We start from the raw sequence: 13,597 nt of genomic DNA on the forward strand, positions 1-13,597 counted from the left end.
TCCTTCGGGGGTGGTCGACGCCGCGGGGCTTGCCTTACGTCGTAAGGCCAACCATACGTTGTAAGGTCAAGGGGAGGTGGGGAGCCGGATGGCAGCGAGGAGACCTCGGGAGCCGCTCAGCCGTGAGCGAGCCCTGGCCAGCGCGATCGCCCTGGTCGACGCCGAGGGGATGGCGGCGCTCACGATGCGCCGGCTCGCCGCCGAACTCGGCGTCGAGGCCATGTCGCTCTACCACCACCTGCCCGGCAAGGCCGGACTGCTCGACGGCCTCGTGGACGCCGTCGCCGCCGAGATCACCGCAGCCGCCGAGCAGGCCGAGGCCGACGCGCCCGGCGGCGACTGGCGGACCCGGCTGCGGCTGCGCTTCCTCGCCGCGCGGGCGGTCATGCTGCGGCACCCGTGGGCCCCGGCGCTGCTCAGCTCCCGGCCGACCGTCCCCGCCGGGGTGTACGCCTACTACGACGGCATCCTCGCCACGCTCGTCGAGGGCGGCTTCTCGTACCGGATCGCCCACCGGGCGCTGCACGCCTTCGGCAGCCTGGCGCTCGGCTTCGCGCAGGAGGTGTTCCGGCCGGACGCGGGCGGCGAGACCGACGCGGCGGCAGCGGAGGCCGAGATGGTGGCGCTGGCCGAGCGGCTGCCGCACCTGGCCGCCATGGTGGCCGCCGAGACGCACGACGCGGCGGACCCGACGCTCGGGTGGTGCGACAGTCAGACCGAGTTCGAGTTCACTCTCGACCTGCTCTTCGACGGCCTGGAGCGACACCTGCCGGGTTCCGTTCCGCCGGTGGTGGGGAGCGGGACATCCAGCCCTGACCGACGGGCGGGTTCGGGCGGCGTGCGGCGGGTACCAGGACGGCATGACTGATCCGGTTGAGCTGTCCGAACTGCACGCGGGAGGCGCCGATCCCGACGACGTCACCCCGGAGGACCCGCACGCGGACCTGGACGGCACCGACGAGGACTCACCGGCGGAGTTCGGCCTGCCCATCGACGGCACCGCTCCGGCCGAGGAGGATCCCACCCAGCGGTGAGGGGAACGCCATGGGTGTCAAACGGGTCCGGAGACACCCATCTCGTTCCACCCGATGGCGGCGGGGGCCGCGGGGCGCTAGTTGGGCAGGGCGGCGAGACCGGCCAGCAGTTCCCACCGCTCGGCCTCGGTGAGGACCGCGTACGCCGGCTCGTCGCGGCGGTCGGTGTCCGCCTCGACCGCCGCGCGTTCCGGCCCATCCGGCAGCGCGCGGATCTCGTCGGCGGTCAGCCCGGCGGCCCGCCACGCGGCCCGGTGCGCGTCGGCGCGGTGGTGCCGCAGCGAGCCCAGCCGGGTGACGAGCAGCAGCGACGGGGAGGCGCCGTCCGGCTCGTACGGCGGGGACATCGCCCGGAACACCGGCCCGCCGGTGGCCTGCGCATGCGCCAGCACCCGGCCGACCAGGTCGGCGAGGCGGGACACGATGCTCAGGCCGGGCAGCACACCGGGCAGCATGGTCCACAGTTCCTCGGCGGCCTCGCCGGTGGCGCGCTGGGCGAACAGCGTCAGCTCGCGCCCCAGGTCGGTGAGGTGCCAGGCGCCGTCGGCGTCCCGGACGACGATGCCCTGCTCCAGTTCCTCGGCCATGCTGCCGGACGTGTAGATCAGGCCGTCGGCCAGCGCCTCGGCGGGCATCGGCCGGGCCAGCACACCGGAGAAGAAGCTGTTCTCCGCGCCGAGTGTGCAGCCCCGTTCGGCGTAGAACGCCTCCATCCGGGCGCGTGCTCCCCAGCGGGCGCCCACGTACACCCGGTCGATCGCGGGCCGGACCAGTCGCGCGTAACTCACCGTCGTCTCCACGCCGCCGGAGGTTACCGGCGCGCGGGCGTTAAGAAGGGCCCCCTCCTCTACCGGAGGCGTTAAAAGGGGGCCCTTCCTTACGTCAGTCGGGGACGCGGCGGTAGGCGCCGTCGCTGGCCGAGGTCGCCATCGACGCGTACGCGCGCAGCGCCGCCGACACCGGACGCTGCCGGTCGACCGGGGTGTACGGGCGGTCCCGCTTCTCCTCGGCCACCCGGCGTGCCTCCAGCTCGTCGGCGGGCACGTTCAGCTCGATCGACCGGCCCGGGATGTCGATGACGATCTCGTCGCCGTCGCGGACCAGCGCGATCAGCCCACCGGAGGCCGCCTCGGGGGAGACGTGCCCGATGGACAGGCCGGAGGTGCCGCCGGAGAACCGGCCGTCGGTCAGCAGCGCGCAGGAGCGGCCCAGGCCGCGGCCCTTGAGGAACGAGGTGGGGTAGAGCATCTCCTGCATCCCGGGGCCGCCCTTCGGGCCCTCGTACCGGATCACCACCACGTCCCCGGCGACGATCTCCTTGGCGAGGATCGCGGTCACCGCGTCGTCCTGCGACTCGTAGACCTTGGCCGGGCCGCGGAACGTCAGGCACTCCTCGGGCACACCGGCGGTCTTCACCACGCAGCCGGCCGGCGCGAGGTTGCCGTGCAGGATGGCCAGGCCGCCGTCCGCGCTGTACGCGTGTTCCCGGTCCCTGATGCAGCCGCCGGCCGCGTCGGTGTCCAGCGACGACCAGCGGTTGGTGGTGGAGAACGGCTCGGTGGTGCGCACGCCGCCCGGCGCGGCGTGGAACAGCTCGATCGCCTCCGGCCGGGCCGCGCCGCCGCGCACGTCCCAGTCGGCCAGCCACTCGCCGAGGCTGGGGGAGTGCACCGCGCGCACGTCGCGGTGCAGCAGCCCGGCGCGGTCCAGCTCACCGAGGATGGCCGGGATGCCGCCGGCCCGGTGCACGTCCTCCATGTGGTAGTTCGGGGAGTTCGGGGCGACCTTGGCCAGGCACGGCACGCGGCGGGAGATCGCGTCGATGTCGGCGACGCCGAAGTCCAGCTCCGCCTCGCGGGCGGCGGCGAGCAGGTGCAGCACGGTGTTCGTGGAGCCGCCCATCGCCACGTCGAGGGCGATCGCGTTCTCGAACGCCTCCCGGCCGGCGATCGAGCGCGGCAGCACCGAGGCGTCGTCGTTGTCGTACCACTGCTTGGCGATCTCGACGACGGTGCGCCCGGCCTCGACGAACAGCGACCGGCGCGCGGCGTGGGTGGCGAGCGTCGACCCGTTGCCGGGCAGCGCCAGGCCGATCGCCTCGGTGAGGCAGTTCATCGAGTTGGCGGTGAACATGCCGGAGCAGGAGCCGCAGGTCGGGCACGCGGAGCGCTCGATCTCGCCGAGCTGGTCGTCGGTGACCGCCTCGTTCGAGGAGGCGATCATGGCGTCGATCAGGTCGATCTTGGAATGCACCACGCCCTCGATCGCCACCGTCTTGCCGGCCTCCATCGGGCCGCCGGAGACGAAGACGGTGGGGATGTTGAGCCGCAGCGCGGCGAGCAGCATGCCCGGGGTGATCTTGTCGCAGTTGGAGATGCAGACCAGGGCGTCCGCGCAGTGCGCGTTGACCATGTACTCCACCGCGTCGGCGATCAGCTCCCGGCTGGGCAGCGAGTAGAGCATGCCGCCGTGGCCCATGGCGATGCCGTCGTCCACGGCGATCGTGTTGAACTCCCGGCCGACGCCGCCGGCCTCGGCCACCGCGTCGGCGACCAGGCCGCCGAGGTCCTTGAGGTGGACGTGACCGGGTACGAACTGGGTGAAACTGTTCGCGATCGCGACGATCGGCTTGCCGAAGTCGTCGTCGGTCATCCCGGTGGCCCGCCAGAGGGCCCGGGCGCCGGCCATCGTCCGACCGTGGGTGGAGGTCCTCGACCGCAGCTCAGGCATGACAACCAGTCTGACACCATCCGCTCGGCGACCCCGCCGCGCGCACCCTGTGTCCCAACAGTTGCACACCCGGTGCCCCACGGGAGGCGCTCATCCGGCAGAGTTGACGCGTGCAGTCGTCCCCGGGGATGGTCACCGTCGCGGTGTTGAGCGGGATCGCCGCGGCCGGCGCCGCCGTGCTGCTCGCCGCCTCGGTGCGGCGCCGCACCGGCCCCCGCCGGCCGGCTCACCTGCTGCTCGCGGTCGCCGCCGGGGCCGCCCTGTTCAGCCTCCTGGTCGGTCTCGGTGGTCTGCTGGCCGCCGGTGACCACTGGGCGCACCGGCAGGGCCAGCGGACCGGATGGGCGGTCCTGGTCGCCGTCGGCACGACGCTCGCCGCGCTCGGTCTCGGCGCCGCCGTGCTGCGGCTGCCCGGCGCCGCCGCGTCCCGGGCGGCCACCGCCCGGCTGCTGCTCGACGGCCTGATCATGGGCAGCGCGCTCTGGTTCGTCGGCTGGGTGGCGATCAGCGAGCCGACGCGGCTGCTCGGCGACGCCACCCCGGTCGCCTGCCTGCCGATCGTGCTGGCCACGGTCAGTGCGGCGCTCACCACCGGGCTCACCGTGATCGTCGTGCTGCGGGTCGCGCCGCCGCGCGGGTGGCTCACGCTGCTCGCGGCCGGCGCGACAGCGGTGACGGCCGGCGGGCTGGCCGTGTCCGCCGGGCTCTGCCAGGCCGGCCCGGGCATGGTGCTCACCGGCGCGGTGCTGACCGCCGCCGGGCTGATGGCCACCGCCGTGGCCGGGCGCCGCGCCGACCTGACGCAGCTCGACGTCGACTTCATCCGCCGCGACGGCGAGTACGCCTTCGTGCCGATGTTCGCGATGGCGGCCTCCGCGATGTACCACCTGGTGCAGGGCGGCGGGTTCGACGGGTACGCGATCGTCGCCGGCACGGTCGAGGGGTTCGCCCTGGTGACCCGGCAGTACCTCGCGTTGAACGACGTCCGCGGCTACGCGATCCGGCTCGCCGAGCGGGAGGCGCACTTCCGCGAGCTGGCGCACACCGACCCGCTGACCGGGCTGGCGAACCGGCGCGGGCTGCTGCGCGCCCTGCACCGCAGTGCGGAGGCGGGCATGCCGTGCGTGCTGCTCGGACTCGACCTCGACGGCTTCAAGAACGTCAACGACATGCGCGGGCACGACGTCGGCGACGCGGTGCTGATCGAGGTGGGGCGGCGGCTGCGGGGCAACCTGCGCCCGGGCGACCTGGCCGCCCGGCTCGGCGGCGACGAGTTCGCGGTGCTGATGCACGGTTCGGCCGACCCCGGCCCGGTCGCCGACCGCCTGCTCGGGGTGCTCGGCCGCCCGTACGAACAGGGGGACGGGCCGGTCTTCCTGTCGGTGAGCATCGGGGTGGCCGCCGGGCAGCGGGAGCAGGACGTCGAGCTGCTGCTGCGCAACGCCGACCTGGCGCTGCGCTACGCCAAGCAGCGGGGCAAGAACCGGATCGAGCGCTACGACGCCACGTACGACCAGTTGCTGAGCCGGCGTACCCGGATGGAGCATGAGCTGCGCGGCGCGATCGAGCGCGACGAGCTGCGGCTGGTGTTCCAGCCGGTGGCCTCGCTGCCGTCGGTGCGGCCGGTCGGCGCGGAGGCGCTGCTGCGCTGGCGGCACCCGGAGCTGGGCAACGTCCGGCCGGACGAGTTCATCCCGCTCGCCGAGGAGTGCGGGATGATCGCCAAGCTCGGCGCGTGGGTGCTGCACCAGGCCTGCTTCCAGCTCTCCCGCTGGCTGGCCGACGGGCACGACGTCTGGGTGTCGGTGAACGTGTCGCCGCGCGAGCTGCACGCCCCGGAGTACGTGGTGCAGGTCGCCGACGCGCTGCGCGCGCACCATGTGCCGCCGCAGCGGCTGGTGCTGGAGGTGACCGAGCACGCGGTCGCCACCGACCTGGACGAGCTGATCCGGCGGCTCACCGCGCTGCGGCTGACCGGGGTGCGGATCGCGCTGGACGACTTCGGCGCCGGCTACTCGTCGCTCGGCCAGCTCCGGCGCCTGCCGATCGACATCTTGAAGATCGACCACAGTCTGGTCGCCGAGCACGAGCCGGTCCGGCCGGTCGGGCGGGACGGCCCGGCGTTCGCCCCGATGGTCGACATCGTCATGCGCCTGGGCCATCAGCTCGGGCTGGAGGTGATCGCCGAGGGCGTCACCAACCCGGCCGAGCTGGCCGCGGTGGTGGCCGCCGGGTGCCGGTTCGGCCAGGGCGCGCTGTTCGGCTGGGGCGTACCGGCCGAGCACCTGGAGGCGATGCTGGAGGCGGCCACCGCGCCGGGCAACCGGCACACCGCGATGCCGCCGTCGCCGCCGCCCGCGCCGGCCCGCGCCCCGTCGCCGCTGCTGCCGAGGCTGCGCAACAATCCGCCCGCCGCGGTGCCCGCGCAACGTCCCCCGATGGAGGGATCTTCGCAGGTGGCGCCGGTCGCGGAGGGGGTGCCGGTGGTCGACACGCCCACGTCCGTGAACCAGAATGTGGGATCAGTTGACTCATCGCGTGAGATGCGTCAGGCTTAGCCGCATGTCGTCGAACCGGTCGCCGCGAGTACTTACCTGAGCGCACTCTCCCACCGAGAGTGCGCTGGCCCCGTGCATCCTGCACGTGGGCTTTTTTGTTGCCGTCGGACCATCGCCGGGACCCTGCCGTCCCATCCTGAGAAGCGCGTCACCCACTCACTTCCGAAGGCTTGAACCGCCATGACGAGACCCACGCCAGAGACCCTCGCCCACTCCGCCCGCCGTGCCCGCTCCGGCACCGGCGCGGCCGGTGACTCCGACCCCGCCGCCCGCCCCGGCCGTACCGTCCCGGCGGCCGCCACCAGCGAGACGCCCGTACGGGAGCCCGCCACCGCGCAGGTCTCGGGCGCCGGTTCGCTCGTGCGGTCGCTGGAGGCGCTCGGCGTCGACGTGGTCTTCGGCATTCCGGGCGGTGCGATCCTGCCCGCCTACGACCCGCTCTACGACTCCACGGTCCGGCACATCCTGGTCCGCCACGAGCAGGGCGCCGGGCACGCGGCCACCGGTTACGCGCAGGCCACCGGCCGGGTCGGCGTGTGCATCGCCACCTCCGGCCCGGGCGCGACGAACCTGGTGACGCCGATCGCGGACGCGTACATGGACTCGGTCCCGATGGTGGCGATCACCGGGCAGGTGGCGCGGCCGTCGATCGGCACCGACGCCTTCCAGGAGGCGGACATCCAGGGCATCACGCTGCCGATCACCAAGCACAACTTCCTGGTGCAGACCGCCGACGAGATCCCCCGCGTGCTGGCCGAGGCGTTCCACCTGGCCGCGACCGGCCGCCCCGGCCCGGTGCTCGTCGACATCCCCAAGGACGTGCTCCAGGCGTCGGCGACCTTCTCCTGGCCGCCCACGCTCGACCTGCCCGGCTACCGGCCGACGCTGCACCCGCACGGCAAGCAGATCCGCGAGGCGGCCCGGCTGATGACCGGCGCCCGTCGTCCGGTCCTCTACGTCGGCGGCGGCGTGCTCAAGGCCGGCGCCACCGAAGGGCTGCGCAAGCTGGCCGAGCAGACCGGCATCCCGGTGGTCACCACGCTGATGGCGCTGGGCGCGTTCCCCGACTCGCACCGCCAGCACCTGGGCATGCCCGGCATGCACGGCACCGTCGCCGCGGTCTACGGCCTCCAGAAGGCCGACCTGATCGTGGCGCTGGGCGCCCGCTTCGACGACCGGGTGACCGGCAGGCTCGACTCGTTCGCGCCGGACGCGACTGTCGTGCACGCCGACATCGACCCGGCCGAGATCGGCAAGAACCGGCACGCCGACGTCCCGATCGTGGGCGACGCGCGGCACGTGATCGACGAGCTGATCGCCGCCGTCACCGCCGAGCAGGCCGCCCACCCGCCGGCCGACCTGACCGACTGGTGGGCCCAGCTCGACGACCTGCGCGAGCGGTACCCGCTGGGCTTCGAGGAGCCGGCCGACGGCACGCTCTCCCCGCAGTACGTGATCAAGCGGCTGGGTGAGATCGCCGGTCCGGACGCGGTCTACGTGGCGGGCGTCGGCCAGCACCAGATGTGGGCCAGCCAGTTCATCTCGTACGAGAAGCCGCACACCTGGCTCAACTCCGGCGGCCTGGGCACGATGGGCTACGCAGTCCCGGCCGCGATGGGCGCCAAGGTCGGCAAGCCGGACACCACGGTGTGGGCGGTCGACGGCGACGGCTGCTTCCAGATGACCAACCAGGAGCTGGCGACCTGCGCGCTGGAGGGCATCCCGATCAAGGTCGCCGTGATCAACAACGGCAACCTCGGCATGGTGCGGCAGTGGCAGACCCTGTTCTACGGGGAGCGCTACTCCAACACCGAACTGGGCACCCACAAGCACCGCATCCCGGACTTCGTCAAGCTCGCCGAGGCGCTCGGCTGCGTCGGTCTGCGCTGCGAGAACGCCGCCGACGTGGACAAGACCATCGAGGCGGCCATGGCGATCAACGACGCGCCGGTGGTCATCGACTTCGTGGTCGGCAAGGACGCGATGGTCTGGCCGATGGTCGCCGCCGGCACCAGCAACGACGAGATCATGTTCGCGCGGGGCGTGCGCCCCGCCTTCGACGAGGACGAACTCTAAATGACTATGCACACGCTGTCCGTGCTGGTGGAGAACAAGCCGGGTGTCCTCGCCCGGGTCTCCGGGCTGTTCTCCCGGCGCGGGTTCAACATCGACAGCCTCGCCGTGGGCGAGACCGAGAACCCGGACGTCTCCCGCATCACCATCGTGGTCAACGCCGAGTCCTCGCCGCTGGAGCAGGTGACCAAGCAGCTCAACAAGCTGGTCAACGTCCTCAAGATCGTGGAACTGGACCCGCAGGTGTCGGTGGCACGCGAACTGCTGCTGGTCAAGGTCCGCGCGGACCGCGCGGCCCGCGCCCAGGTGCTGGAGACGGTCGGCCTGTTCCGCGCCCGGGTGGTCGACGTCGCGCCGGACACGCTGACCATCGAGGCGACCGGCACGCCGGACAAGCTCGACGCGCTGCTGCGCGACCTGGAGCCGTTCGGCATCAAGGAGATGGTCCAGTCCGGCACCGTGGCGATCGGGCGGGGTTCGCGGGCCATCACCGCCGGCCCGGCCCTGCGCGCCGCCTGATCCGTACCCACAAGTTTTTCGACGGGCCGACGGGCACCGCCGTACGAAAGGGAAGTCAATGAGCGTTGAGGTGTTCTACGACGACGACGCCGACCTGGGCCTGATCCAGGGCCGCAAGGTCGCCGTGATCGGGTACGGCAGCCAGGGCCACGCGCACGCGCTGTCGCTGCGCGACTCCGGCGTCGACGTGGTGATCGGCCTGCCCGCCGGGTCGAAGAGCCGGCCGAAGGCCGAGGAGCAGGGCCTGCGGGTGCTCACGCCCGCCGAGGCGGCGGCCGAGGCCGACGTGATCATGATCCTGGCACCGGACACCGCCCAGCGGCACATCTACGCCGACGCCATCGCGCCGAACCTGGCCCCGGGCAAGGCGCTGTTCTTCGGGCACGGCTTCAACATCCGGTACGGCCTGATCAAGCCCCCGGCCGACGTGGACGTGGCGATGGTCGCCCCGAAGGGCCCCGGTCACCTGGTCCGCCGCCAGTACGTCGACGGCAAGGGCGTGCCCTGCCTGGTCGCGGTCGAGCAGGACGCCAGCGGCAACGCGTTCGGCCTGGCCCTGGCGTACGCCAAGGCGATCGGCGGCACCCGGGCCGGCGCGATCCGGACCACGTTCACCGAGGAGACCGAGACCGACCTGTTCGGCGAGCAGGCGGTGCTGTGCGGTGGCGCGGCGGCGCTGGTGCAGACCGGTTTCGAGGTGCTCACCGAGGCCGGCTACGCGCCCGAGGTGGCCTACTTCGAGTGCCTGCACGAGCTGAAGCTGATCGTCGACCTGATGTACGAGGGCGGCATCGCCCGGATGCGCTACAGCATCTCCGACACCGCCGAGTACGGCGACCTGTCGCGTGGCCCGCGCGTCATCGACTCGCGGGTCAAGGACGAGATGCGCAAGATCCTCGGTGAGATCCAGTCCGGCGAGTTCGCCCGCGAGTGGGTGGCCGAGGACGAGGCCGGCCGGCCGAACTTCGCCAAGTGGCGGGCCGAGGGTGCGGCGCACCCGATCGAGGAGACCGGGCAGAAGCTGCGCGCCATGATGAGCTGGGTCGACCGGCCGATCACCGAGACCGCCTGAGCCCTCCCCGCGTGCGGCCCGCGACCCGACGCTCTCCCCGGCGTCGGGCCGCGGGCCGCCGTTCGTTCACGTGCTGGGACACGGTGAGTAACGCCTCGTCCCGCACCGCCCCCGGTGAACAGGGGATGACAGGCGTGCGACGGGCCTGTGTGAGGGCCCTCACCCCGTACTCCGGGACACGCCGGGCGGGCAGGCACCTACCATCCTTGGTGTGGTGCCCGAGCGCACCCGACGGCCGTGGCACGGATCGGCGCAGGGCGCAGCGCGGCGTCCCGGCGCCCCAGGCCGAACCATTACCGAGCGTCTACGAGGACCGATGAATCCTGTCGTACTGATCGCCGAAGAACTCGCCCCCGCCGCCATCGAGGTGCTCGCGCACGACTTCGACGTGCGCCACGTGGACGGCACCGACCGCCCCGCTCTGCTCTCCGCCCTCTCCGAGGCCGACGCGGTGATCGTACGCAGCGCCACCCAGATCGACGCCGAGGCGATCGCCGCCGCGCCGCGGCTGAAGGTGGTCGCCCGGGCCGGCGTCGGTCTGGACAACGTCGAGGTGCCGGCCGCCACCGCCCGGGGCGTCATGGTCGTCAACGCGCCCACCTCGAACATCGTCTCCGCCGCCGAGCAGGCCGTCGCGCTGCTGCTCGCGGTCGCCCGCAACACCGCCAGCGCCAGTGCCGCGCTCAAGGCGGGGGAGTGGAAGCGGTCCAAGTACACCGGCGTCGAGATCCAGGGCAAGACCGTGGGCGTGGTCGGTCTCGGCCGCATCGGCGTGCTCTTCGCGCAGCGCATCGCCGCGTTCGGCACCCGGCTGATCGCGTACGACCCGTACATCCAGCCGGCCCGCGCCGCGCAGCTCGGCGTCCGCCTGGTCGGGCTGGATGAGCTGCTGCGGGAGAGCGACTTCATCTCGATCCACCTGCCGAAGACGCCGGAGACGGTGGGCCTGATCGGCGAGAAGGAGCTGGCGATCGTCAAGCCGGGCGTCCGGATCGTCAACGCCGCCCGCGGTGGCCTGGTCGACGAGCAGGCGCTCGCCGACGCGATCGCGGAGGGCCGGGTCGCCGGTGCCGGTGTCGACGTGTACGCCAAGGAGCCGTGCACCTCCTCGCCGCTGTTCGCCTTCGACAACGTGGTGGCCACCCCGCACCTGGGCGCCTCCACGAACGAGGCGCAGGACAAGGCAGGTCTCGCGGTGGCCAAGAGCGTCAAGCTCGCGCTCCAGGGCGAGTTCGTCCCGGACGCGGTGAACGTACAGGCCGGCGGTGTGGTCGCCGAGGACGTCCGCCCGCTGCTGCCGCTGGCCGAGCGGCTGGGCCGGGCGTTCACCGCCCTGGCCGGCGGGGTGGCCGCCAGCGTCACCGTCGAGGTGCGCGGTGAGATCGCCGCCCACGACGTGTCGGTGCTCAAGCTCGCCGCGACCAAGGGCCTGTTCAGCTCCGTGGTGGAGGAGCAGGTCACCTACGTCAACGCGCCGCACCTGGCCGCCGAGCGGGGCGTCGAGGTCACGCTGGCCACGCCGGGCGAGACCGTCGACCACCCGAACCTGGTGACCGTACGCGGGGCGCTGCCGGACGGGCGTACCGTCCGTGTCTCCGGCACCGTGGCGCACACCGGCACCCGCGACGTGTTCAAGCTGACCGAGGTGGACGGTTTCGACGTGGAGATCGGCGCGGAGGGCATCCTGGTCTTCCTGCGCTACGCGGACCGGCCCGGCGTGGTCGGCACCGTCGGCACGCTGCTCGGCGAGGCCGGCGTCAACATCGCCGCCATGCAGGTGGCGCGCCGCGAGGCCGGTGGCGAGACGCTGATGACGCTCACCGTCGACCAGGCGCTCGGCGCCGACCTGCTCACCTCCGCCGCCGACTCGATCGGCGCGGTCGCCGCCAGCGCGGCCGACCTGCGCGACGTGTAGTCCGAACAGGACACATCGGGGCCCGGCCGGATGCGGCCGGGCCCTCTGTCGTCCCGGTGGGTCAGGAACGGACGCGGGCCGGTGGCGGGTAGACCGAGCCGTCCTGCGCGTCGAAGAGCATCAGGTCGTGCTCGCCGGCCAGCCGCTCGATGTCCAGCAGGACCTGGTCCGGGCAGGTCGGGTACAGGTTCATCTCGATGTGGTCGGCGGCCGTGTGCAGCGGCGCCACCTCCCACGGCGTACCCGGCCGGGCCGGGCGGTCCGGATAGCTCGCCGTGATCGCCCGGTAGAAGGCGACGAGTCGCGGGTCGGGGTGCTGCTCGCCGTGGCGGCCCTCGCGGCACTGCTGCACGGCCGCCCGCACCTGCTCCGGTGTCGCCCCGTCCGGCAGGGCCCACACGCTCAGATCGAAACTCACGGCGGACAGCGTGCCATCCCGCGCCCGGCCCGTCACCTCTGCCCCACCGGGCGTTCACCGCTGATTGCCGACATCGTTCACCCGGCGTCCGCTGTGGAGACTCTTGCGTCGAGTTGCGTCGATTCGCTAGCGTACCGATGCGGTTTCCGCTGAGTCGATCCCCGGCCCGTCTTCGGGTGGCGCGGCCGGGTGCCCGGCCCCTCGGCCCGCACCCCTCGATTGCGCGAGCCACGCGCACTCGTCGCTGACCGGCCCTCACGGTCGTTGCCGAGACCGTGGGGGCCGATCGCGCTCCGCGCCGAGCGGCAGATCAGCGCCGGTGGTTCGCGAACAGCGGGCGGTAGTCCGTGTCGTGGCGGAACCAGGCCAGCCCGGCCGGTCCGGCGGCGTACAGGGCGGTGGCGTAGGCGTCGGCGACGGCGAGGTTCGGGCCGAGCACGGTGGCGGCCACCAGCCGGTCGGTCGGCTCGCCGGTGTGCGGGTCGACGACGTGCCCGCGCCGGCCGGTGACGCCCGAGGTGCCGACCGCGCCCGTCGTCATCTCCATCACGACAGGCGTCCGGCGGGTGTCCGTGGGATGGTGCACGGCGACACGCCACGGTCCGCCGTGGGCGGCGTGCCCGCGTACCGTCAGGTCGGCTCCGCTGAGCACGGCGTAGTCGTGGATGCCGGCGGCGCGCAACCGCGCCGCGGCCCGCTCCACCGCCCAGCCGCCGAGCAGGCCGCCCGGGTCGAAGCCGCCGGGCACCGCCCAGGCGTCGAACCAGCCGTCGGTGGCCGCCCGCATCGCGGCGCAGAGGTCGATCAGGTCGGCCAGCGGGGGGTACGAGTCGGGGCTGATCTCGTCGCGGCGCAGCCGGGAGACGAGGCTGTCCGGCCGGTTCGGGCCGTAGGTGAGGTCGACGGCGCGCAGCTCGGCGACGGCGTCGCGCAGCGCCTCGCTGACCGCCCGGTGGCCGAACCACTCCGGCGCGTTGAGCAGCATGGTGTAGTCGGCGGTCGAGGTGGTGACGGTGTGCCGGACGCTGATCCGCCCGGACGCGGAGGCGCCGGCCCGCTCGACGCGGTGCTTCGTGGCGCCCAGGTGCAGGTCGGGCCGGAGCGGGCGGAATACGGACTGGTCGACCCAGCGGGTACGTGGTTGTTCGTCCGCCCAGTGGGCCCGCCGGTGCTCGATCCGCATGACACCTGCCCCCTCGGTGGTCGCCGCCGCGGCGCGGCGGTGCCGGATTCCAGGCCCCCGTCGACCCGGTGAATCCGACCCTAAGCAGTGGAGAT

At 73.0% G+C, this 13,597-nt stretch carries 11 protein-coding genes; 7 read left to right on the forward strand and 4 right to left on the reverse strand.

Features of this window, described 5'->3' with window-relative positions:
* Positions 1–88 precede the first annotated feature (88 nt).
* Together NMK34_RS07695 and NMK34_RS07700 are read left to right on the forward strand one after the other, a co-directional pair.
* The gene (locus NMK34_RS07695) at positions 89–868 is read left to right on the forward strand and encodes a TetR/AcrR family transcriptional regulator C-terminal domain-containing protein (RefSeq protein ID WP_318332833.1); all 780 of its coding nucleotides are present in this window, start codon (positions 89–91) and stop codon (positions 866–868) included.
* Positions 861–1,034 (forward strand): hypothetical protein, encoded by a 174-nt coding sequence (locus NMK34_RS07700; RefSeq protein ID WP_318332834.1) that lies wholly within the window; start codon positions 861–863, stop codon positions 1,032–1,034. The genes NMK34_RS07695 and NMK34_RS07700 overlap by 8 nt, the downstream gene beginning before the upstream one ends.
* Before the next feature lie 77 nt (positions 1,035–1,111).
* Here the strand turns inward: NMK34_RS07700 and NMK34_RS07705 are convergent, their stop codons facing one another.
* Positions 1,112–1,822 carry a hypothetical protein gene (locus NMK34_RS07705; protein WP_318332835.1) on the reverse strand — a complete coding sequence of 237 codons (711 nt, stop codon included), beginning with the start codon at positions 1,820–1,822 and terminating at the stop codon, positions 1,112–1,114.
* Positions 1,823–1,916: 94 nt separating this feature from the next.
* Positions 1,917–3,764 carry a dihydroxy-acid dehydratase gene (gene ilvD, locus NMK34_RS07710; protein ID WP_318332836.1) on the reverse strand — a complete coding sequence of 616 codons (1,848 nt, stop codon included), beginning with the start codon at positions 3,762–3,764 and terminating at the stop codon, positions 1,917–1,919.
* A 110-nt stretch (positions 3,765–3,874) separates the two neighbouring features.
* Between ilvD and NMK34_RS07715 the strand changes: the two genes are divergently transcribed.
* The 5 genes from NMK34_RS07715 (at position 3,875) to serA (ending at position 11,901) form a co-directional block, all read left to right on the forward strand.
* Complete coding sequence (locus NMK34_RS07715) at positions 3,875–6,322, forward strand: bifunctional diguanylate cyclase/phosphodiesterase (protein ID WP_318332837.1); 2,448 nt, start codon at positions 3,875–3,877, stop codon at positions 6,320–6,322.
* Positions 6,323–6,502: 180 nt separating this feature from the next.
* Complete coding sequence (locus NMK34_RS07720; protein ID WP_318332838.1) at positions 6,503–8,398, forward strand: acetolactate synthase large subunit; 1,896 nt, start codon at positions 6,503–6,505, stop codon at positions 8,396–8,398.
* On the forward strand, positions 8,399–8,914 hold the full coding sequence (gene ilvN, locus NMK34_RS07725) for an acetolactate synthase small subunit (RefSeq protein ID WP_013284504.1): 516 nt from the start codon (positions 8,399–8,401) through the stop codon (positions 8,912–8,914). It abuts the gene before it with no gap.
* A 58-nt stretch (positions 8,915–8,972) separates the two neighbouring features.
* Positions 8,973–9,986 (forward strand): ketol-acid reductoisomerase, encoded by a 1,014-nt coding sequence (gene ilvC, locus NMK34_RS07730; protein WP_318332839.1) that lies wholly within the window; start codon positions 8,973–8,975, stop codon positions 9,984–9,986.
* Positions 9,987–10,302: 316 nt separating this feature from the next.
* Entirely contained in the window at positions 10,303–11,901 is a 1,599-nt protein-coding gene (serA, locus tag NMK34_RS07735) for a phosphoglycerate dehydrogenase (RefSeq protein ID WP_318332840.1), read from the forward strand.
* Positions 11,902–11,962: 61 nt separating this feature from the next.
* Here the strand turns inward: serA and NMK34_RS07740 are convergent, their stop codons facing one another.
* Positions 11,963–12,319 carry a hypothetical protein gene (locus NMK34_RS07740; RefSeq protein ID WP_318332841.1) on the reverse strand — a complete coding sequence of 119 codons (357 nt, stop codon included), beginning with the start codon at positions 12,317–12,319 and terminating at the stop codon, positions 11,963–11,965.
* Positions 12,320–12,629: 310 nt separating this feature from the next.
* A complete protein-coding gene (locus NMK34_RS07745) occupies positions 12,630–13,502 on the reverse strand; it encodes an FAD:protein FMN transferase (protein ID WP_318332842.1) in 873 nt (290 codons plus the stop codon).
* Positions 13,503–13,597 lie beyond the last annotated feature (95 nt).

Source organism: Micromonospora sp. BRA006-A (assembly GCF_033433935.1).
Lineage (GTDB): Bacteria > Actinomycetota > Actinomycetes > Mycobacteriales > Micromonosporaceae > Micromonospora > Micromonospora aurantiaca.

What these genes read in the sequence shown, in the direction of transcription:
- ilvC (WP_318332839.1), top strand. Translation starts at nt 8,973, where the DNA reads ATGAGCGTTGAGGTGTTCTACGACGACGACGCCGACCTGGGCCTGATC.
- serA (WP_318332840.1), top strand. Translation starts at nt 10,303, where the DNA reads ATGAATCCTGTCGTACTGATCGCCGAAGAACTCGCCCCCGCCGCCATC.
- ilvN (WP_013284504.1), top strand. Translation starts at nt 8,399, where the DNA reads ATGACTATGCACACGCTGTCCGTGCTGGTGGAGAACAAGCCGGGTGTC.
- NMK34_RS07700 (WP_318332834.1), top strand. Translation starts at nt 861, where the DNA reads ATGACTGATCCGGTTGAGCTGTCCGAACTGCACGCGGGAGGCGCCGAT.
- ilvD (WP_318332836.1), bottom strand. Translation starts at nt 3,764, where the DNA reads ATGCCTGAGCTGCGGTCGAGGACCTCCACCCACGGTCGGACGATGGCC.
- NMK34_RS07745 (WP_318332842.1), bottom strand. Translation starts at nt 13,502, where the DNA reads ATGCGGATCGAGCACCGGCGGGCCCACTGGGCGGACGAACAACCACGT.
- NMK34_RS07720 (WP_318332838.1), top strand. Translation starts at nt 6,503, where the DNA reads ATGACGAGACCCACGCCAGAGACCCTCGCCCACTCCGCCCGCCGTGCC.
- NMK34_RS07695 (WP_318332833.1), top strand. Translation starts at nt 89, where the DNA reads ATGGCAGCGAGGAGACCTCGGGAGCCGCTCAGCCGTGAGCGAGCCCTG.